Source organism: Paenibacillus sabuli (genome assembly GCF_014705605.1).
Taxonomy (GTDB): Bacteria; Bacillota; Bacilli; order Paenibacillales; family Paenibacillaceae; genus Paenibacillus_D; species Paenibacillus_D sabuli.
The window spans coordinates 163,903-184,973 of sequence record NZ_JACXIZ010000012.1; the positions used below are offsets into that span (position 1 = coordinate 163,903).

General features: G+C 63.4%; 15 protein-coding genes. 6 read left to right on the forward strand and 9 right to left on the reverse strand.

Annotated elements, in window-relative coordinates; genetic code table 11:
- Positions 1-48: 48 nt before the first annotated feature.
- The 3 genes from IDH44_RS06525 to IDH44_RS06535 are packed head-to-tail and all read right to left on the reverse strand — an operon-like array spanning position 49 to position 3,144.
- Complete coding sequence (locus IDH44_RS06525; protein WP_190915878.1) at positions 49-879, reverse strand: carbohydrate ABC transporter permease; 831 nt, start codon at positions 877-879, stop codon at positions 49-51.
- A complete protein-coding gene (locus IDH44_RS06530; protein ID WP_190915880.1) occupies positions 876-1,823 on the reverse strand; it encodes a carbohydrate ABC transporter permease in 948 nt (315 codons plus the stop codon). Before IDH44_RS06530 ends, IDH44_RS06525 begins: the two co-directional genes overlap by 4 nt.
- Positions 1,824-1,845: 22 nt before the next feature.
- Positions 1,846-3,144, reverse strand: coding sequence for an ABC transporter substrate-binding protein (locus tag IDH44_RS06535; RefSeq protein WP_190915882.1), 1,299 nt, complete (start codon positions 3,142-3,144; stop codon positions 1,846-1,848).
- A gap of 207 nt (positions 3,145-3,351) precedes the next feature.
- Between IDH44_RS06535 and IDH44_RS06540 the strand changes: the two genes are divergently transcribed.
- From IDH44_RS06540 to IDH44_RS06560, 5 genes are all read left to right on the forward strand, one after another.
- Positions 3,352-4,155 carry a response regulator transcription factor gene (locus IDH44_RS06540; protein ID WP_317890127.1) on the forward strand — a complete coding sequence of 268 codons (804 nt, stop codon included), beginning with the start codon at positions 3,352-3,354 and terminating at the stop codon, positions 4,153-4,155.
- Between the two features lies 1 nt (position 4,156).
- Positions 4,157-5,926, forward strand: coding sequence for a cache domain-containing sensor histidine kinase (locus tag IDH44_RS06545; RefSeq protein ID WP_190915883.1), 1,770 nt, complete (start codon positions 4,157-4,159; stop codon positions 5,924-5,926).
- A gap of 87 nt (positions 5,927-6,013) precedes the next feature.
- Complete coding sequence (locus IDH44_RS06550; protein ID WP_190915885.1) at positions 6,014-7,789, forward strand: helix-turn-helix domain-containing protein; 1,776 nt, start codon at positions 6,014-6,016, stop codon at positions 7,787-7,789.
- A gap of 98 nt (positions 7,790-7,887) precedes the next feature.
- Positions 7,888-8,973 carry an ABC transporter substrate-binding protein gene (locus IDH44_RS06555; protein WP_190915887.1) on the forward strand — a complete coding sequence of 362 codons (1,086 nt, stop codon included), beginning with the start codon at positions 7,888-7,890 and terminating at the stop codon, positions 8,971-8,973.
- A gap of 17 nt (positions 8,974-8,990) precedes the next feature.
- Positions 8,991-10,022: an NAD(P)/FAD-dependent oxidoreductase gene (locus IDH44_RS06560; protein WP_190915977.1), complete on the forward strand. Its 1,032-nt coding sequence runs from the start codon at positions 8,991-8,993 to the stop codon at positions 10,020-10,022.
- Positions 10,023-10,101: 79 nt separating this feature from the next.
- Here IDH44_RS06560 and IDH44_RS06565 read toward each other — a convergent pair whose 3' ends face one another.
- From IDH44_RS06565 to IDH44_RS06575, 3 genes are all read right to left on the reverse strand, one after another.
- The gene (locus IDH44_RS06565; RefSeq protein WP_190915889.1) at positions 10,102-11,070 is read right to left on the reverse strand and encodes a glycine betaine ABC transporter substrate-binding protein; all 969 of its coding nucleotides are present in this window, start codon (positions 11,068-11,070) and stop codon (positions 10,102-10,104) included.
- A gap of 61 nt (positions 11,071-11,131) precedes the next feature.
- The gene (locus IDH44_RS06570; RefSeq protein ID WP_190915891.1) at positions 11,132-11,968 is read right to left on the reverse strand and encodes an ABC transporter permease; all 837 of its coding nucleotides are present in this window, start codon (positions 11,966-11,968) and stop codon (positions 11,132-11,134) included.
- Positions 11,965-13,167 (reverse strand): quaternary amine ABC transporter ATP-binding protein, encoded by a 1,203-nt coding sequence (locus IDH44_RS06575; protein ID WP_190915893.1) that lies wholly within the window; start codon positions 13,165-13,167, stop codon positions 11,965-11,967. Before IDH44_RS06575 ends, IDH44_RS06570 begins: the two co-directional genes overlap by 4 nt.
- Positions 13,168-13,552: 385 nt before the next feature.
- Here IDH44_RS06575 and IDH44_RS06580 point away from each other — a divergent pair, with 385 nt between their 5' ends.
- On the forward strand, positions 13,553-14,143 hold the full coding sequence (locus IDH44_RS06580; protein WP_190915895.1) for a GbsR/MarR family transcriptional regulator: 591 nt from the start codon (positions 13,553-13,555) through the stop codon (positions 14,141-14,143).
- A gap of 115 nt (positions 14,144-14,258) precedes the next feature.
- Here the strand turns inward: IDH44_RS06580 and IDH44_RS06585 are convergent, their stop codons facing one another.
- The 3 genes from IDH44_RS06585 to IDH44_RS06595 all read right to left on the reverse strand — a co-directional run bounded on the left by IDH44_RS06585 (position 14,259) and on the right by IDH44_RS06595 (position 21,041).
- The gene (locus IDH44_RS06585; protein ID WP_190915897.1) at positions 14,259-15,866 is read right to left on the reverse strand and encodes a response regulator transcription factor; all 1,608 of its coding nucleotides are present in this window, start codon (positions 15,864-15,866) and stop codon (positions 14,259-14,261) included.
- Positions 15,867-16,550: 684 nt separating this feature from the next.
- Complete coding sequence (locus IDH44_RS06590) at positions 16,551-19,721, reverse strand: beta-xylosidase family glycoside hydrolase (protein ID WP_190915899.1); 3,171 nt, start codon at positions 19,719-19,721, stop codon at positions 16,551-16,553.
- A gap of 198 nt (positions 19,722-19,919) precedes the next feature.
- Positions 19,920-21,041, reverse strand: a complete 1,122-nt coding sequence (locus IDH44_RS06595; protein WP_190915901.1) for a hypothetical protein — start codon at positions 21,039-21,041, stop codon at positions 19,920-19,922.
- Positions 21,042-21,071 lie beyond the last annotated feature (30 nt).

Consider the following 21,071-nt stretch of genomic DNA (forward strand, 5'->3'; position numbering starts at 1 on the left):
CGGGCGCCTTACCGGCGCGCATGCGAGCGGACTTGTCTCCCTTCCATTTTACCCTTTTAGACCGGTCGTTGAAATCCCTTCCACGAAGTATTTCTGGGCCATGAAAAACACGGCGATGCAAGGAACGATCGTGACGACGGACATCGCCATGACCTGATTCCAGTTGACCGCGCCCTCGTTGTCCAGCACCATCCGCAGACCGAGCGCGACCGTGTATTTCGAGACGCTGTTGATGTAGATTAGCGCGGTAAAAAATTCATTCCACGTCCAGATGAACTGAAAAATGCAGACCGAGATCAGCGCCGGCGTCGCCAGCGGCAGCAGCACCCGCGTGAGGATACCGAACGAATTGCACCCGTCGATCACCGCAGCCTCGTCAAGATCGCGCGGAATGCCGCGCAGGAACTGGACGATCAGGAAGACGAAGAAGGCGTTGACGGCGAGCAGCGCCGGCGCGTAGAACGGCAGATACGAATTAAGCCAGCCGAAATTGCGGAACAGGATGTAGCGCGGGATCATGACGACCGCATCCGGCAGCATCAACGTCGAGATCATGAGCGCAAAAAACAGCTTCTTGAACGGAAAGTTGAACCGGGCGAAGCCGTAGGCGACGATCAGGCTGGAGAACATCGTCATCAGCACGACCGGGACGACGAGCACGAACGTATTGGTGAAAAAGCGGCCGAAACTCGTGCGCCCCACCCCCTCCCAGCCGCGCTCATAAGCGCCCCACACGATCTCCGACGGGATCAGCCCGATTGACGAAAAAATTTCGTTATTGGGCTTGAAGGAGGCGGATACGAGCCAGAGCAGCGGGTACAGGAAGAGCAGGCCGAGCATCGACAGCAGGAGAAAAAATCCGGCTTTTTTGAGCGTCATCGTCCGTCCCCCCCGTCCTCATAGTGCGCCCAGCGGTTCGACGTCTTGAACAGAATCAGCGTAAACGCCAAAATGATGACGAACAGCACCCACGACTGCGCGGAGGCGTAGCCCATCTTGAAAAATTGAAAGGCGTTGTCGTACAGCATCAGCCCGTACAGATAGGTGGCCTTGGTCGGCCCGCCGTCCGTAATGACGAAGGCCGCCGTGAACTGCTGGAAGGCGTTGATCATCTGCATGATCAGGTTAAACAGCACGATCGGCGTCAGCATCGGCAGCGTAATCGAGAAGAACGCCCGCGCCTTGCCCGCGCCGTCCACACGCGAGGCCTCGTACAATTCCCTGGGCACCTGCTTGAGCCCGGCCAGGAATAGCACCATCGAGGAGCCGAATTCCCACACCGGCAGCAGCGTAATTGTGAACAGCGCAAGCTGCGGATCGCCGAGCCAATTGAGCGCCGGAATCGACAAGTAGGACAGCACCTCGTTGACCATGCCCTCGCGCATGAACAGGAAGCGCCACAGCACCGAGACCGCTACGCTGCCGCCGAGGATCGACGGCAAGTAGTAGATCGTGCGGTAGATGCCCATGCCGCGCATCGTGCGGTTGAGCAGCATCGCGACCAGCAGCGCCACGACGAGCTTGGCCGGCACGGCCATCACGACGTACAGCAGCGTCACGCGCAGCGACTGATAGAAATCCGGGTCCTTGGTGAACATCTCGATGTAGTTAGCCAGCCCGACGAACCGCTGCTCCCGCACCATGCTGTAATCCGTGAAGGAATAGATCAGCGAGGCGACGAACGGCACGAGCGTCAGCACGATGAAGCCCAGTATCCACGGGCTAATATAGAGGAGACCGATGCGCTGTCCCTTCGCGCGCCGCTTCCGCGGCAGCCGCAGCCGCGGCGACGCGGAGGCGCCTGCTGCCGGTTGGTTGTTCATTTTCTTTCACATCCTTCGCTGCTTACTGCATGCTGCCGAGCTTCTCGTTCAGTCGCGCCGTCATCTCCGCCGCCGCTTCCTCCGGCGACAATTGCTTGAAGGCGACGCGCTCGAGGAGATCCTGGGCAATCTGATTGAGCTCCTGATTGTTGCTCAGCCCCTTCACGGGATTGCCGGGATTGCTCATCGCGATCTCGACTGCCTCGGCGACCGTCGGATCGATCGCGCCGTCTGCGACGAGCTGATCCGCATTGGCCTGCACGACCGGTACGCTATAGACGTCCTTGAGGATCGCGGCGGCCTCCGGCGAGGTCAGCAGCCAGCCCGCGAACTTGGCCGCCTCCTCCGGATGCCTGGAGGCCTTGTTGACGGCCAGCGGATTGCTCGGGTTGACCAGCACCGCTGACGTTTTGGCGTCGTCTGGCACCGGATACATGCTGACGCCCAGGTCCGGTGTATACGACTTGACTTTGGCGATCGTCGAGGCGAGTGTGAACATCATGCCGATATTCCCCTCCTGCCACTGCAGATTCTCCGCCAGATCGGGATAGAGACTGCTCTCCTCGACCGGCTGCATGACGCCGTCGTCCAGCAGCTGCTGGTAGTAGGCGAACGCCTCCTCTACCACGGCCGCGTCGAAGCCGAGCGTCTGATCGTCCACGATCCAGTCGTTGCCCGTCCGCTGGTTGACGAACGGCTGCAGGAAGGTCCGGTAGTCGAACATGCCGAGCAGGTACGCATTCGGATCCTCCTCGTGCACGCGCCGGCCGATCTCGTGAATCGTCTCCCAGTCCCACTTCGTATCCTCGGGGATGTCGAAGCGCTCGAGGAACTCGCGGTTATACAGGGTCACCATGCCGTTGGCGCCCATCGGCAGACCGGCCAGCTTGCCGTCAAATACGGCGTAGCGTTCCAGAAAGTCGGCGTCAAAGGCGTCCAACTCGATGTATTCGTCCAGCGTGTACAGATCGACGACGAGCTCGCTCTTCACCGCCAGCTCGTCGATCCAGTCGACCGACAGCGGTGTCAGATCCGGCGCGGTGCCGCCTGCAAATTGAGTGACCAGCTTCTGGTAGTAGCCGTCGAAGCCGCCGTATTCCGGCTCGATCGTCACATGCGGATTGTTATCCATATACAGATCAATGGCCTCCAGCAGCGCCTTGTGCCGTACTTCCGAGCCCCACCAGGAGAAGCGCAGCGTTACTTCTTCCGGCCCGTCCGCTTCGCCGCTGCCGCCATTTCCGCCGCCGGAGCAACCGGCCAGCGCGCCCGCCAGCAGCGCCGCGCCGAGCGCGCCCGCCCAAATTCGTTGATGTGTCATCTCCATGACCCCCTTGTATGTGATTGTCTCTAACTATAAATCCGCTTCCATGCCGTGAAAAGGCATTCAGCATGACGAAAGGTATCCGAAATTCAGGCTTTTCGGACAAAGGTATCCGAAGTTGCGCTCGATGTCAAAACTGGAGGCATAATGATCGTACCGGAGGATCTGCGCGCCTGTACAAACGTCAGGTTATCCCTTATGCTGGTGAAAACGATTGCACTGTCAATAAGCTACGATCCGGAGGTGTCGGGCGTGTACACGCTGCTGCTCGTCGATGACGAAAAAGAAATTCGAAGCGGGCTGTCGCAATACTTCCCGTGGCACGAGGTCGGCTTCGAGCTGGTCGGCCAGTGTGCGGACGGCAAGCAGGCGCTGGACTTCCTCGAAACTCGCGAGGTCGACGTGCTGCTGTGCGACATCCGCATGCCCGTCCTCTCCGGGCTGGACGTCGCGCGTCGTCTGCACGAACGCAAAAGTCGCGCAAAGGTCGTCTTCCTGAGCGGCTACAAGGACTTCGAGTACGCCAAGCAGGCGATGGCCTACGGCGTCAAGAGCTATATCGTCAAGCCGACCAAATATAGCGAGCTGTTCGACGTCTTCTCCTCGCTCAAGCTGGAGCTGGACGAAGCCGCGGCCCGCGGCGCGGGCGAGGCGTCGGCGGCGCCGACTGCGAGCTTCAACGAACAGGTCATCGCGGCTATTCGCGAGTATGTCGAGACCCATTATGCCAAGGCGACGCTGGAGGAAGCGGCGCGAGTCGTGCATATGAATCCGCATTATGTCAGCAAGTACTTCAAGGACAAGACTGGCGAGAACTTCTCCGACTATGTCACTGCGGTCAAGATGAACAAGGCGGCCGAGCTGCTAAGGGACATTCGCTACAAAACATACGAGGTGAGCGAAATGGTCGGCTACAGCTACGCCAAAAATTTCACGCGCACCTTCAAAAAGGTGCACGGCGTCAGTCCGCGCGAATACCGAAACAATTACGAGGGGTCCGGAAATTAGCATGCGCAAAAAATTTTTCCTGAAAAACCTCGCCCTCTTCCTGATCCCGCTGCTCATCCCGACGATCGTGCTCGGCGCGCTCTCGATCGTCGTCACCAAGCGCTACAACGAGGCCGAGATCAGCCGCAACCAGATGCAACTGTTCAGTCAGATGGACCGCAATATCGAGCTGATCTTCAATGAGATCGACGCGCTCGGCGTCAGCTTCGACAATGTGGAGGTGCTGTACCGGCTCGAGGATATCCTGCGCACCCAGCAGGTGACGCTGGAGAACAAGCGGGTGCTGCAGGCGACGCAAAATTACCTCGACGCGCCGGCCAATGCCAGACCGTACATCGAATCGATCTATGTGTACGTGCGCAATCCGTACGACCAACTGCTCGCCAGCGGCACCGGACTGGCAAATTTCGTCGAATTCCACGACATGTCGTGGCTGGCGAGCTTCGAGGCGCACCAGGGCGCGGACGCCGCGATCTGGACCGAGGCGCGGCAGATTCGACGCTATTCGTTCGAGGAACCGATCGCGGTGACGACGATCTATAAGCCGCTCTATTCGAGCGTGATGCGCGAGCCGTTCGGCGTCATCGTGCTCAATATCTATACCGAATATATCGAACGGCTGCTGCGCGCCTACGAGACGTACCCGGGGCAGCTGCTGCTCGTGCTGGACGAGCGCGGGCAAGTGATGTTCCAGAATCGACCGCTGGACGGCGTGGACGGCGAGGCGCTGCAGCGCCTTGTCGATGGCGGCGACGCCTCGTTCGCGCTGCGTCAGGGAGACGGCGCCTATGCCGGCGCGCAGCTCGCCTCCGCACGGTACGAGGGCTGGCGCTATGTCTCGCTGGTGCCGGAGCAGGCGATGAACCCGGTCACCTTCCGGCTGAGCGAATTCACCATCTACGTCGTGCTGCTGTCGTTCCTGCTCGGGCTGGCGCTGACGTATTACCTGACACGCCGCTCGCTGCGCCATATCCGGGAGATGATCGGCATCATCAAGGCCGCGGAGAAAGGACTGCCGCTGCCGCAGGGGCCATCCGCGCCAAGTGCGCGCGACGACGAGTACAATTACATCATTCAGACGATGACGCGCAACTTCATCGAACAGAGCTACCTGAACGTCCAGCTCTCGGAGAAAAAGTACCGGCTGCAGGCCGCCGAGCTGCTGGCGCTGCAGTCGCAGATGAATCCGCACTTCCTGTTCAACACGCTGGAGACGATCAATTGGAAGGTGATGGGGCTGACGCGGCGGCCCAACGAGGCGAACCGAATGCTCGAGGATCTGTCGGATCTGCTGCGCTACTCGCTCGACACACCGGGCCGAATCGTCACGCTGGACAAGGAAATTGCGAGAACGCGCAGCTACATCGCGATTCAGAAGACGCGCTATGAGGACAAATTCGACGTCGTCTGGGCTTACGACGAGGAGGCGGTCCGGGTGCACAGCATCGTCAAGCTGGTGCTGCAGCCGCTGATCGAGAACAGTCTGTATCACGGCATCAAGGAGAAGGAGGGGCCTGGCCGCATCAAGGTGAAGATCGAGACCGAGGGCGGCTGCACGCGCATCGCCGTCATCGACAACGGTGTCGGCATGACGCCGCAGCGGCTGGCCGAGGTGCGGGGCTTGCTGGGGCAAGACGGCGAGGCCGGGGAGCACATCGGGCTCGCCAATACGAGCCGGCGGCTCAAGCTGACCTATGGCCTGCAGGACGGCGTGCGCGTGCAGAGCAAGCGCGGCATGGGCACGGTGGTGTCGCTGCTCATTCCGCAATAGCCGAGGACAATGGCTCGCGATACTGGATTGTCCGGCATATCTGCGCGATAATAGACACAAGACTCGTACAACAAGGAGCGACGATCCATGCGCAATCCTATCGCTACCCATCAGGCAATTGCGAGGCCGGCCGGGCCGGAGCCGCCGCACTACGCGCACGCCTCCGACTATCGGCGCACGGACGCGCCGCGACTCGGCCTCCCGCCCGGTCCGGGCGAGCGGCCTCTGGCAGGCGGCGGGCAGCCGCTGGCCATGGTGCGGCGCGCGCTCCATTACAGCGGCAGACGGGCCGCTGCGCCGAAAAGAAGACGCGTGCACGCCTTTGCGCTGCTCTACATCAAGCGAGGGCGCGGCGAACTGATCGTCAACAATCGGTCAATCGCCGTAAACGGTCGGCAGCTGTTTTTGTTTTTTCCGGGCATGCATGTCATCGAACAGGCCGACGCGCAGGCCGATTGGGACGTCTATTATATTGCCTTCAAGCTGCTGCGCCCGGTTCGCGCTGGCGGCGGCTGGGCGCTGGAGGCCTTCGACCGTCCTCCCTTTCCGCATGGCGGCGAGCTGCAAGCGAGCGATCTGCCTGCAGTCGAGCGGCTGATCGAACGGCTGTGCGAGGACGGCGGTCCGGACGACGGCATGCTGCGCTGGAAGCGCCAGACGCTTCTGGCTGAGCTGCTCTATACGATCACGGCGGAACAGCTGACACAGCGACGCCAGCCCTCCGCCGAAGACGCCATTCGCCGCTGCGCGGCCTACATCGACCAGCATTACACCGAGCCGATCCGGATCGACGGACTCGCAGCCTGGTGCGGCTTGCATCCGAGTACCTTCTCGCGTCATTTCAAGCAGACGATCGGCATGCTGCCCAGCGAGTATGTGATTCATGTGCGGATCGAGGCCGCCAAGCTGCTCCTCCCGGGCTCCGGCCCCTTGCGCGAGGTGGCGCGGCGGGTCGGCTTCTGCGATGAATACTACTTCAGCCGCATGTTCAAAAAAGTCGCCGGCGTCTCTCCGTCTGTCTATACCCGGACTGCCGGCTCCCAGGCGCAAGACCGGCAGCGGAACGGACGCGTCCTGCAGCCGGTCAACGTCGCGGTCACGTATGTCGACGAGGTCGACCATCTGATTGCCCTCGGCCTGCTGCCCGCCGCCGTACCGGCCGATCATCTGCCGGACGGACGCGAGACGACGATCCCGTACCTGAAGCCGTATATTGCCCATCTGCCGCATATCGGCTGCGAGCAGTCGATCGACCTCGAGCTGCTCCGCAAGCTGCATCCCGAGCTGATCATCGCCTGTACGTATATGCAGCACTGGGGCGTCACGCGATTGACCGACATCGCGCCGACCCACGCCTACCGGTGGGAGATGGACTGGCGCAATGTGCATCGGCAGCTCGCCGAGGTGCTCGGGCAGGAAGCGCGCGCCGAGCAGAACATTGCGCAGTTCGACCAACTCGTGCGGGTCGCCCGCGACCGCATGCTCCCCGCCTGCGCCGGCCGGACATTCGTCTTCCTGGAATCGACGAGGGAGGGCGTGCGGGTCAGTCCTTATATGAGCAATGGCGGCTGGCTGCTCTACCAGCTGCTCGGTCTGCCTCCGGCTCCGATCGTCAGCGTCAACGGCTGGACGCATATTGTCGCGCCGGAGGAAGCGGCCGCCATCGACGCCGATTATGTGTTCGTCGGACAGCGCAGCGGCGCGCTCGGCGTACACGACGCGCTGCTGCGCGAGCCGGGCATCCGCCGTCGCCGGAGCCGCGTCATCGAGCTGCCGCGTTACCCGTGGGGCAAGGGCGGTCCTCTGGCCTACACACAGGGTGTGCGGCTGATGTTGACCCTCTTTGCAAAACTCCACAAATAAATCGTGGAAATCGTGCATGGCGTTCGCATCGGAAATGCGTTACCCTCGTATTGATAAGAATTCTCATTATCAATACTGATCAACAAGGAGCGAGACGTGTGAAACCACTGCACAAATTAGGACTTGTACTGGCGATGGCGATGCTGGCGATCGGACTGCTGGCGGGCTGTGGCGGCAATGATTCATCCGAAACGAACAACGGGGCGGCAAACGGGCAACCTGCCGCGGCCGATGGCGATACAGCCGGCGCGACGAACGGCGCGGAAGCCTCATCCTCTGACGACAGCGATGACGCTGCGCCAGACGGAGAAGCCGATGCGGAGGAGACGGAAGGAGCCACCCGCACGGTCACCACAGCCGGTCGCACCACCGACATTCCGGCGCAGCCGGAGCGGATCGTGCTGACGTACGACGACGATGTCGACCACTTCATGGCGCTGGGCCTGAAGCCCGTCGCCGTACCGGAATACCAGCGCACGGACAACATCGACGGCTATCTGCCGTATCTGGCCGAAGAGCTGCAGGGCGTGCAGACCTTCCCCCTCTCGACCGACTTCGAGCCGATCCTCTCCGCCGAGCCGGATCTGATCGTGGCCGGCTACCACCATCGGGAGGTGCTGGAGGAGCTGGAGAAGATCGCGCCGACGGTCTACTTCGAATGGAAGGTCGACTGGCGCGACACCCATCTGGAGATGGGACGCGCGCTCGGCCTTGAGGCGCAGGCGCAAGCGAATGTCGACGCCTTCAATGCGGAGACGGAGACGACCAGGGCGCACCTGGCCGAGATCATCGGCGACGAGCCGGTCGCCTTCATCCGCGTCCGCCAGAATCAACTGGAGCTGTATGGGGCGCCCGACATCAGCGCCGCCGCCTCCGCCTCGTTCATCCTGTACAATCTGCTCGGCCTGACGCCCGTGCAGGATGCCACGACCGAGACGTGGGGCGAGGTATACTCGCTGGAGGCGTTCACGGCATCGGAAGCGGAGCATCTCTTCTTGTTCGTGCAGGAAAATGAGGACGATCAGGCGCTGGTCGAGGAGCTGCTGAGCAGCAATCTGTACCAGAATGTCCCGGCCATTCAAAAAGGCCAGGTGTACATGGTGTCCAGCTATCCGTGGGAGCGCGGCGGTCCGATCGCCTTCACTGCAGGCATGGCGGAGATCCGGGAAATGGTCAAGCCGTGAGCAGGCAGGACGCAGAAATGTCGGAGCTGTACGATCTGACGATTGTCGGCGGCGGGCCGGCGGGACTGTACGCCGCCTTCTATGCCGGTATGCGGGACATGAAGGTCAAGCTGATCGAGGGCAAGGAGGTGCTGGGCGGCTTCCTGCACCACTACGCGGAGAAGACGATCTGGGACGTCGGCGGCATTCCGCCGCTGCGCTGCGAGCAATTGATTGAACGGCTGTCGGCTCAGGCGCGGACCTTCGACCCGACGATCCTGCTCGGCCGCCGCGTCGATACGCTCGAGCGCCTGGAGCGCGGCGCCTACCGGCTCCGTACCGACGACGGGCAGAGCCATGACACGCGGACGATCCTGGTGGCGGTAGGACGCGGCATTACCGAGATGACCAAGCTCGATATCCGCGGCGCGGACCGCTACGAGCTGACCAATCTGCACTACACGGTGCAAAATCCGGAGTCCTACCGCGGCAAGCGCGTACTGATCTCCGGCGGCGGCAATTCGGCTGTCGACTGGGCGAACGAGCTGGTCGGCATCGCCCGCGAGGTGATCGTGGTGCACCGACGCCCGGAATTCGGAGCGATGGAGCGCAGCGTCGCCCGGATGCTGGAGATGGCCGATGTGCGCACGCCGTACGTGCTGCGGGAGCTGCACGGCTCGGGCGACGCCATCCGCGCCGTGACGATCGGACACGCCGATGACGAGGAAGAGGGCACGGGCATCGAACGGATCGACGTCGACGCCGTCGTCGTCAGCCACGGCTACACACGCAGCTACGGCGATCTGCTCGCTTGGGGGCTGGAGATCGGGCAGCACGGCGTGCGCGTCAGCGACCAGACCGCGACCAATCTGCCCGGCATCTTCGCCGCCGGCGACTGCGCGACCTATGCGAACAAGGTCAAGCTGATCGCGGGCGCCTTCACCGATGCCGTGCTCGCCGTCAACAGCGCGATGCGCCACATCGATGCCGAGGCCCCTGGCATGGCCTACGTCTCCTCCCACAACGAGAAGTTCCGGGAGATGAACAAACGGCTAAAAAGACCGCTTTGACATCAACGTCAAAGCGGTCTTTTTTTCTTCGGCTGCGAAGGTTTCCGCCGCCTATGCACTGCATTGCGATGAATCCGGATTACAGCTCAATGCCTTCCAGCCACGCATCGACCTTGTCCGAATTGGCCTCGACCCACTTCGCGGCCGCTTCCTCCTCGGAGGCGCCGTTCAGGATGTCGATCATGACCGCTTCCATGTCGGATGCCTCCCAGGCGAACTGGTCCAGGAACGTGTAGGCGTCCGGATGGTCGTCCTGAAGGCCGAGACGCACGAGCGTGTTGATGTGCTCCTCGCCGCCGAATACCTCTTGCGGATCGTCCAGGTACTTCAGATCCATCTCGGCGAACATCCAGTGCGGCGTCCATCCCGTCACGATGACCGGATCTTCGTTTGCATAGGCATCTTTCAGCACGGTTGCCATCGCCGCCGAAGAGCTTTCCAGCAGATTCCAATCGCTCAGGTCATACGCTTCGATAGCTGTAGCCGTCGCGGACATGATGCCCGCGCCCGGCTCGATGCCGGTGATCGTGTAATCGACCGTTTCGCCGACTTCCGCACCCTGCAGGTCCTCGATCGAGGCGATATCCATGTAGGCCGGGACGACGAGTCCCGTCTTCGTGCCTTCCAGGTTCGGACCGAGGTCCTCGAACTTGTCCTTGTTCGGCTCGTAGTAGTTCTCGCCGTGCGTGCTCGGCAGCCAGGCGGCGACCATCGCATCCGCGCTGCCGTCGGAGATGCCGACGTACATCGGACCGGCGTCGACCTGCAGCATCTCGACCGTGTAGCCGAGCTTGCTCTCGAGCACTTCGCGCACGACGTTCGTGCTGGCGATTTCCGAGTCCCACGCCACGTAGGCCAGCGTGATTTCCTTGTCTTCGGCTGCGCCGCCGGCATTACCTTTATTTGAATTGCCGGCATTGTTCGTCCCGGCGTTATTGGCATTCCCTGCGTTACTCGTGTCCGCGCCTCCGTTGTTGCCGGAGCAGCCGGCCAGTACCAGTGCGAGCATCAGGACTACGGCGACGAGCGTCATCGTTTGTTTTTTCATGCGTGAATCCAACCTTCCCATTTTCTTCATTTAATTTCTTTTTTTCTTGATTTTGTAGCACTCAGCGTTTCTTTTTAGCTTTGACCAGATGCTGCGTCAGCCTGTCCAGGATAATGGCCAGAATGACGACAGCCAGACCTGCTTCGAAGCCTACCCCTGTCTTGGTCTGCGTCACGGCGCGGTACACGTCCGCTCCGACGCCCTGGGCGCCGATCATCGAGGCGATGACGACCATCGACAGCGACAGCATGATCGTCTGGTTGACGCCGGCCATGATGGTCGGCACCGCGATCGGCAGCTGCAGCTTGACGAGCTTTTGCATCGGGGTCGAGCCGAAGGCATCCGCCGCTTCCACCAGATCCTCCGGCACCTGGCGAATGCCGAGATTGGTCAGCCGGATCGTCGGCGGGATGGCGAAGATGACCGAGGCGATCACGCCGGGCACGACGCCGAGCGAGAAGAAGGCGACCGCCGGCAGCAGATAGACGAAGGCCGGCATCGTCTGCATGAAGTCGAGCACCGGCAGCAGCAGCGCCTGCAGCCGGTTGCTGCGGGCGGCGGCGATCCCGAGCGGTACGCCGAGCACGACCGAGATGATCGCCGCGGTCAGCACGAGCGCCAGCGTCTCCATCGTATGCTCCCAATAACCGAGGTTGTCGACGAGCAGCAGGCCCAGCAGCGTGAACAGCGCGATGCGCCAACGCCCGATGGCGAAGGCCAGCAGCGTAAAGATGACGATCATGGCGAGCGGCGGCAAGTAATTAAAGGTGTCGGCCAGCCCGTCGACCGTCGAGCCGATGCCCGTCTTGATGCCGCCGAACACCGGTCCGCCGTACGCCTTGAGCCAGTCCTCGGCCGCTTCGATCCAAGTCCCGATCGGTATTTTCGGCAGATTCATCCCGCGTCACCCGCCTCTCGAGGCGGCGTCTGTCCGCTCAATGCACCCAGCACGGCGCCGCGAATGATAATGCCGAGCAGCCGCCCGCGCTCGTCCACGACCGCCGGCGGCACCTTGGCCCCGCCGACCAGATCGAACAGCTCGGCAAGCAGCGTATCCGGCGCCACCGTCGGCAGCTCGCGCTGCACGATGTCCGCCAGGCTGCGCCCGGCGCTCGCCGCCTCGGCCGCCGCCTCTGCGGTCACGACGCCGAGCAGCTGCCGCGCCTTGTCGACGACGTACAGATTGGAGATGCCGCGCTCGCGCATCATCTGCAGCGCCACGCGCGGGCCGCGATCCATTGCCACAGTCTCCGCGCGCACCATGACATGCGAGGCGGTCAGCACCTTGGACAGGTCGACGTCCTCGACGAAGCGCTCGACGTAGTCGTTGGCTGGATTGGTCAGGATCTCCTCCGGCGTACCGATCTGCACGACCGCGCCGTCCTTCATCAGGGCGATCCGGTCGCCGATGCGCAGCGCCTCGTCCAGGTCGTGCGTGATGAAGACGATCGTCTTCTGCATCGATGCCTGCAGCTCCAGCAGCTCGTCCTGCATGTCCTTGCGGATGAGCGGATCGAGCGCGCTGAAAGCCTCGTCCATCAGCAGCACGTCCGGATCATTCGCCAGACCGCGCGCCAGGCCGACACGCTGCTGCATGCCGCCGCTCAGCTCGTCGGGACGGCTGCCGGCGACGCCGCCCAGTCCGACCAGCTCGAGCGTGCGCTGCGCCTTCTCCCGGCGCTCCGCCCGGGGCACGCCCTGCACCTCGAGGCCGTACTCCACGTTGGCGAGCACCGAGCGGTGCGGGAACAGCGCGAACTTCTGGAACACCATGCTGATCGTCTCGCGCCGCACCCGCCGCAGCTCCTCGGCGCGCAGCTTCACGATGTCCTTCCCCTTGATCAGCACCTGGCCCGCCGTCGGCTCGATCAGCCGATTGAGCAGGCGCACGAGCGTCGACTTGCCGCTGCCCGACAGCCCCATGATGACGAAGATCTCGCCCGGCTCGATTGCGAAGCTGACCCGATTCACGCCGACCGTCAGCTTGGTTTCCTTGGCGATCCGCTCCTTGGACCAGCCTTGCTCCAGCAGCCCCAGCGCCCGCTTCGGATCGTGGCCGAACACCTTGGTCAGTGCGTTGACTTCGATTAGCGCCACCTTGCTCCCCCTTCCACATCCGTATCGCTCTGTTGTCACTCGCCTAAGTCTAGAGGTTTATCCGCCATTGGTCAAAAGTAAAATAAGTTTATTTTGAACGTACAGTTTTTACTTTACAAACTTTATTTGGTTTATGCTCTTGTTTGCTTACATTTCCACCGTTTTAACGCCCTTTACTTTTAAAAGTCGTTTTTTTACAATGAGAACTAGCGACAAAGCAAAAATGGAAACGGCCTGTGCCGCCCGGCTGCGGCCCGGCACGTCTCCTTCCGAGCGGATAAAAAGCCGCAGGCAAGAAGCCCAGCGCAGGCACGACTGCGCGCAGCGGCGCATCAGCAAGACAGACGGATGGCCCGGATAACCGGGCGGATTGGGGTGGGCGCTAGTGGATGCATTCGAAGGGCTGACAGCGGAACAGATCGAGGTCATCCGCAAATCGCGGCGCCGGGTGATGGATTCGATCGGCAACAATATGGATCTGTACGGCGTGACGCTATCGATCGGCCATCTGTACGGTAATATTTATTTTCACGACGGCCCGGTCACGCTCGACGAGATGCGCGAGGTCATGGGAATGAGCAAGACGAGCATGAGCACCGGCATGCGGACCTTGATCGATCTGAAGATGGTCAACAAGGTATGGGAAAAAGGCTCGCGCAAGGACCTGTACGAGGTGGAGACGGACTGGCATCAAAATTTCGTCGATTACTTCGTCATCAAATGGCGCAAATCGATGGAGGTCAACATCGCCTCGCTCAATAAATCGACTGCGGACATTCACAAGCTGCGCGCTGCCGATCCGGACAACGAGGCGCTGATCGCGCAGACCGATTTCGACCTGGCCCGCATGCAGCATGCGGTGCAGTATTACAAATGGCTGAGCCGGTTCATCGATGCGCTCGAGAGCGGCGAGATCTTCAAGTGGATTCCCAAAGAAGACGAAAAAGAAGACGAACAGCAAAGCCCGGGCGGGTAGCCCGGGCTTTGCTGTGTGGGGAGACACGTGAGTGGGCGCATAATTCGGTAGGCACGTGATCGGCGCGTGTGACCAGGTTCGGAAGGCGGTGCATAGGCAGCCGCGATACAGGGCGTCACTTGTGGCGCAGCGCGCTCGGCGCGACGCCCCAATATTTGCGGAACGCCTTGGCAAAGTAGCTGATGTCGCGGTAGCCGACGGCGGAGGCGACGTCGTTCACCTTGGCTTCGCCCAGCAGCAGCTCCTTGGCGCGCTCCATGCGGCGGGCCAGCACGTAATCCGAGAAGGGCTGCCCGACTTCTTTTTTGAACAGCCGGCTCAAGTACGACGCGTTCACATACAGACGGGCGGCGAGCGCATGCAGACTCAGATCGGCGCCCGGCGTGCGCTCGATCATCTCGAGCAGCCGGCCGACCATGCGATGGCCGCCGGACGCGCGGGTCCGGCCGGCATGCTCCACGATGCGCGCGGTGACGCGGCTGGCCCACTGGGCGATCTGCGCTTGCGAGACGAGCGTCTCCAGCGCCAGGAAGTAGGCGTAATCCTCCGCCAGCACCTGCTGCACGGACCAGCCCTGCGACTGAAGCAGGCGCGTAAACACGCCGCTCAAAAACAGCACCTGCTCATAGGCTAGCTCCGCGCAATCGGCCTGCGCGAAGGCCCGCGCCACGTAGCCGTCCAGCAGCGCATGCGCCGCTGCGGCATCCGCCCTGTAGACGGCGATCTCCAACCGCCGCTCGAAGGCTGGATCGCAGGGGACGAGCCCGCCGGTCGGCGGCGTGGCCCGGCGGCGATAGGCGATCGTCGCGCCTTGCCCGCATACCGTCCGCTCCTGCAGCGCCCGGCAGGCGTCCCGATACGAATGCGGGGCTGCCGTCAGCGGCTGCGCCGTCCCCAGCCCGGCGCTCGCCGTCAGCTTGAGACAAGCGCGGACGGCGGCCAACAGCCGCCGAATCGCGAGGCCCATCCGCTCCTGAAGCGCCGCGTCCGTTTCGCCCGGCAGGCCGGCGAACAGCACGACCGTCGTCTCCTCGTCCGTGTCGAAGACGTGGCAGTCGTCCTGCGCCAGGCATTCCTTGGCGATGCTCAGCAGCATGGCGTGCAGCAGCGGGCGATCGCCCGCCCCGAAGCGGGCCTGCGTGTCCGGCAACGGATCTATCCGGCAGGCGCCGGCGACATAGCGGGCGTCCTCCAGCAGCGCCAGGCCCAGCTCCCGGGCGTGCCGGACCAGCTCCCAGGCCGCATAGCGTCCGGCCATCCAGTCGCGAAGGAAATCCTGGCGCAGCTGCGGGAGCCGGCTGCGCCACAGTCGCTGCAGCTCCGCCTGGCGCTCCGCTGCGGCGCGCGCGCGCCGCGTCTCCTCCGCCAGCGCCAGCATGGCCTGCAGGATCGTGTGCCGGTTGGCCGGCTTGAGCAAGTACTTCATGATGCCCAGCTCCATCGCCTGCTGCGCGTATCGAATCTCGTCGTGTCCGCTCAGCACGGCGATCCGCGCCAGCGGCGCACGCTGCAGCACCGCAGAGGCCAGGGACAGCCCGTCCATGCCGGGCAACCCGATATCCAGCAGCATCAGATCCGGCGTCTCGCGCTCCGCCAGCGCGAGCGCCTCCGTGCCATCCTCCGCAATAGCGCTTACACGAATGCCGTGCCGAGCCCACGGGATCCCGCTTGACAGACTGTGCAAAATACGCGGATCGTCCTCGACAATCATCAGCTTCATCATGCCCGCTCCCTCCCCCGGCGGCCCCGACAGCGCCTTGTCCTCTTATTTTATGGTCGCCCGCTCCGCGCGGATAGTGCTAAATTGGTTTCAAATACGGAGGAAGGCGTTCCTGCGCGGCGGAAGACGTTCCTGCGCGGCGGCTAACGGTTCTCACAGGCGTTATTTTAGTCAAATTGACTGCTTTTAAAAGCTAACGGTTCTCACAGACGCTAATTTATCAAATTTGGCGAAAATGAAAAGATTTTGACCAAATAAGCTCGCTCACAACCGTTAGCTCTAAAAAACGCTGATTATCAGCCAAATAAGCGCGCTGACAACCGTTAGCTCGTGCGGGAAAGCGGCGGGAGTGGCGGCAAGTGCCGGACAACCAAAAACACAGACGCAAAGACGCCTTCCGCGCAGCGCTTGGCGCTGGGAAGGCGTCTTGCAGGTGTCCTGTATTCGGGCGACTTGCCGACTCCGCGTGCGGTGTGCAGCTCCGGTGCGCAGGTGCACACGACTACACTTCCTGCACACATGCTGCAGCAGCATCTTGCTCGCACGCTGCACACTTCCTGCTCGTATGCTTCCACAGCTTCATACGAGCCTGCTGCCGCAACATTTTGCGTACCTTCCACCCAGCATCATATCTGCGCGCTACGATAGCGTCATCTACGCTCGCTGGCTGGGCCTCGCATGCACACGCTAAGGCAGCATGATGCCGTGGCCCATCCGCACCTCATCGATGTCCATGTCGGCGGTGATGCCGCTCGTGCCGCTGCCGCCGAGCTTGAAGATGGCGCTGCCCGTGCCGCTGCTCGTCGCGCCGCTCCAGGCCAGGTTGCCGTCGACATACACATCATAGCTCGCGCCGGGATGCACGACGACGCGGTACGTGTGATACACGGTCGTGTCGATCGTCGCAGTGTGCTGCGGATTACTCTCGCGGTCCTGCACCTGGCCCGATGTGCCGTAGGTGAGGAACAGGCCGATGTTATAGGACCCGCCGCGCACGCTGATCTCATTGGTCGTGCCCGGCGCGTTGGCCTTGGCCCGCACCTCGAACGTGAACGCCCCGCTCGGCGGCGCGAAGCCGTTCTTGGTGAGGAACTGGTAGCCCGTCGCACCGTCGGTGACGGTCGCATAGCCGTCCTCCTGCACGACCGAGCCGCTCGAGCCCGTCGCACTCCAGCCGGTGGCGGCATAGTCGTCCATGTCGTCCTCGATCACGTCCCACGACGGCGGGGTGTCCTCCTGAATCAGGCGGAAGTAATCGAAGTCCGCCGTCAGGCCGGTGCCCGCGCAGACGATCAGCCCGATCTTGGGCTCGACCAGGTCGGCCGTCTGCGTCGTCCAGACCTGGGTATACGTCTCGCCGCCGGCGGAGTAATACCCGCTGTACGTGTTGCCTTCCTTGACGATGCGCATATACGAGACGGTGGAGGCGATCGTGTCCGGCACCTCGACGTGCGTGCGGTCGGCGTCGATCTGCTTGGTGAACTGGAACTGATTGCCGCTGCCGTACAGCCGCGTCATCCGGAAGTACGTCTGATCGCTCTCGTACACGATCAGGCCGCCCTGCGACCATTGCGAGGACGGCTTGCCGTCCATCTTGGTCTCGATCGTCCAGTCGCCCTCCGGCGCGCCGGTGAGCAGAATATTGCGTGCGGTCGCGCCGCCGTCGACGATGTCGCCCGCCTCGCTGACGATGCGCATCTGACCCGGCTGCGCCGTCAGGGACCAGTTCTGATCATTCTCCCGCACCCATGTCCACTGCGGGTCCAGGGTCGCGCTATTGAATTCGTCGCTGTCGCCTTCGGTGAAGGCCGGCGGCGGCGTCTGATTGCTCGCGGCCTGCGGCACCTCGCCATACGCGTACAGCACCATGTCGTCGAAGTACACCGCGCCGGTGCCGCCGTTCTTGTACACATAGACGGTCGCGCTCGTGTCGGTCGGCCCGGTGATGAAGACGACATCCTTCCACGTATAGTTCAGCCCGTTCATCGACGTGTCCTTGAAGGTGCCGCCGTAGTTCTTGACGCCGAGCACGCCGGCGCCGCCGCCCGTGCCCTTGCCATAGCCGGAGAGTCGGTACATCGTATTGGGCTGCAGCCCGGTCACCTTCTGCTCCGCCCCGGAGGCCGCGGCGGTCAGCTCGAGCGCGTAGTCGCCCGAGCGCTGGTCGTGATCGACGACGGCTGCGCCGTTGTAGGCATAGCCCCAGCCGGTGAAGTCGCCGCTCTCCAGGTCCGGATTGACCAGCAGATTCGCTTCTTCCGGGGTCGGCGGCAGCGCCGGCAGCTGCGCCGGGTCCAGCCCTGCGCCTTCGTAGGCGCCGATGTTCGGCGCTGCGGTCGCGGACACCGCATTGCCCCAGTAGTCGAGGCCGCCGTTATTCGGGATGACGCGTCCCGCGCCGATCGCCGGCGAGCCCTGCAGCAACTGGTAGCCGGTGACCGTGTCGCGGCCGATCGTGGCCGTGCCGGGCGCGGCGAGCTCGGGATCGGCCGTTACCTTGTTCGCATCCAGCGCCAGGATGCTCGCCGGGTGATTGCCGTAGAACAGATTGCTGTCGAACACATTGTTCGTGCTCTGGCCCATCTCATAGCCGCCCGAGCCGTGATTGATGAGGATATTGTTGTAGAAGTACGTATCCGTCGCGTAGCCGCCCCACGTGCCGCTGCCGACGACACGCGCCGTCGATTGCTCGGGCAGATACACCGTGTTGTTGTGCACCAGCGTATTCTCCACCGGTCCGGCGAAGGTGAACACCGTGTGCCGGTCGTTCTGGCTGATGTTGTAGCGGATGATCGTATCCGTGTTGAAGTTGCTCGGGTTCGTGCCGTCGTTGATCGTCAGCACGAAGCCGCCGGCGTTGTTGTGGCTGTAATTGTATTGAATAATCGTGCCGTCGCTGTTGAAGTCCGAGTCGTACGCCATCGCGTCGCCGCCCGGATAGGTGTTGAACACCTCATTGTACTCGATCACCGCGTCCTGCGTCGCCCACGTCCAGAGCGGCACATGGTAGCCGCCCGCCCGCTTGTGCGTGTCGAAGGCGACATTGTGCGCGATCACGCCGTCCGTCGTATTGAGCAGGACCGCCCCGTCCGCGGAGATGTCGTAGATCATGTTGTTCTCGATGCGATTGTTCGAGGAGAAGTTGCGCGTCGCCCCGTTGAGGTACACGCCGACACTGTCCAGCGAGTAGATCCGGTTGTTGCGCACGGTGACGTCGGAGACGACATAGTTCCAGCCCGGGCTCCAGACGATGATGCCGCCGCTGTGCCAGCCGCCGCCCTGCTGGCCCTTGACGCTATGGATCTCCAGCTCCTCGAAGACGAAGTGCTTGTACTCGCGCATGTCGGTCCAGTCGTCGCCGCTGTCGCCGGAGACGTGGATGCCGCGGCGCTGGCCGGGGATCGCGGCGTTATTGGTGATCTCCAGATTGCGCACTTCCCAGTACTCCTGATTGTAGAAGTAAATGGCCGCATCCGCGCCGTCGCCGGCGATCAGCGGCTTGGGCCCGTCGCCGTAGCGGTCGATCTGAATCGGCGCGCCGTCGCTGCCCGAGCCCTGCGGCTGCAGCGAGCCAGACCAGGCGTCGCCCGCCTTGAACAGGATCGCGTCCCCAGGGGCAAACGTGGCCTGGTTCACCTTGTCCAGCGTCTGCCAGGCCGCAGCCGGGCTCGTGCCCGCATTGGCGTCGTCGCCCTCCGCGCTGTCGACATAATAGGCCGTGCCGCTGATCGTCAGCGCTTCGGCTGGCGGCTCTTCCGGCTGCTGCGCCGCCGCCGGCGCGGCCGGCAGCGCCGTAGCCGCGAGCAGTACGCAGGCGAGCAGCGCGCCCAGCCAGGCTGTCGTGTATCGTGGTCTCATGATGATCCTCCCTTGGTCGTTCGTGATGGTAGATGGTATCGCTTACATTAGAAGCAAGGCCTGCAAATTCTTTCGCATATGGTCGTTTGAGTATGATCGTTCGCGCATAAGCGTTCGAGCGCCGTCACGCTGCCGGACCTCGCGTGCTGGCGTCTGCTTCGGCCGTGCGCGCCGGCGGGACGCGTGTCTTGCCCTGCCTCAAGCGCCGCCGTCCGCGTCCAGCCGCGCATAGGCCTCGTTGGTCGAGACGTCCGCATCCGCGGCCATCTGTTCCCAAAGTGCCTCCAGACGGGTCTGCCAGTAATGCTGGCGCACGTTGTCTCGCTGCGCCTCGAAGCTGTCGTAGCCGCCGGGCAGCGCCTCGTCCACGACCGCCAGCACATAGGCGCCCTGCTGCGGATCGTCGACGACCGGCAGCACCTGCCCGGCCTCGGGGGCGTCGGTCAGCAGCTCGTAGAGCTGCGGCAGCGCCTTGTAATACGTGCGCGCCGTGCGATCGTCGAATTGCTCCTCCGTCGCCAGGACGCGCGGCGCATCGGCCGGCGCTTCGCCCATGGCCGCCTCCAGCGCCGCCGCGGCCGGCGCGCCGGACTCGAGCTGCTGCCGTAGCGTCTGCATCGCCGCCTCGGCCTGCCGCCGGCGCGCGTCCGTCTCGCGGCCGCCCTCGCGGTACGAGAGCCGATACGCCGTGAAGCGCACCTCGCCCTCGCGCCGGAAGAGCGGCTCCTTGATCCGCTCGTAGTGCGCGCGCAGCTGGGCCTCGCCGGCGGGCTCGCGCGCAGCCAGCCGCTCCAGCAGCGCCGCGTTCAGCCGCCCGACGTAGAAGTCCGCGAAGGCGCGCGCCTCGAAGCGCTCGGGACCGTACACCGGCTGCCCCGCCGCCAGCGCCGCTGCGCGCCGCGCATTCTCGCGGGCCCGCTCCTCCTGCAGCGCCGCGTACGTATCCGTTGCGATCAGCCCTTCCGTCCGCGCCAGGCGCAGCTGCACCCGCAGCCGCACGGCCGCCTCCAGCGCGAGCCGTTTGGCCGTCTCGGCGGGCGTGACACCGTCCGCGCCGGCCGTCGCCCAGTCGTCCACGCCGCCCGCGGCGCCGGCCGTCCGCCGGGCCTGGCCGGCGACGAGCGCGTGCTGCCGGTCCAGCGTGCGCCGCAGCTCCGCCGCTGTGATCGGCCCGCCGTCCAGCCGCGCGACCACCTCGTCGTCCGCTACACCGCCAGAGGCGCCGCCCATGCGCAGGCCGCCGAGCAGCGCAGCCAGTCCGATTCCGGCAAGCGCGACGGTCGCGACCGCCGCGAGTATCCAGCGTCTGCGACGATTCATCGTACCTCCTCCCCGCTACTTGGTCTCGGA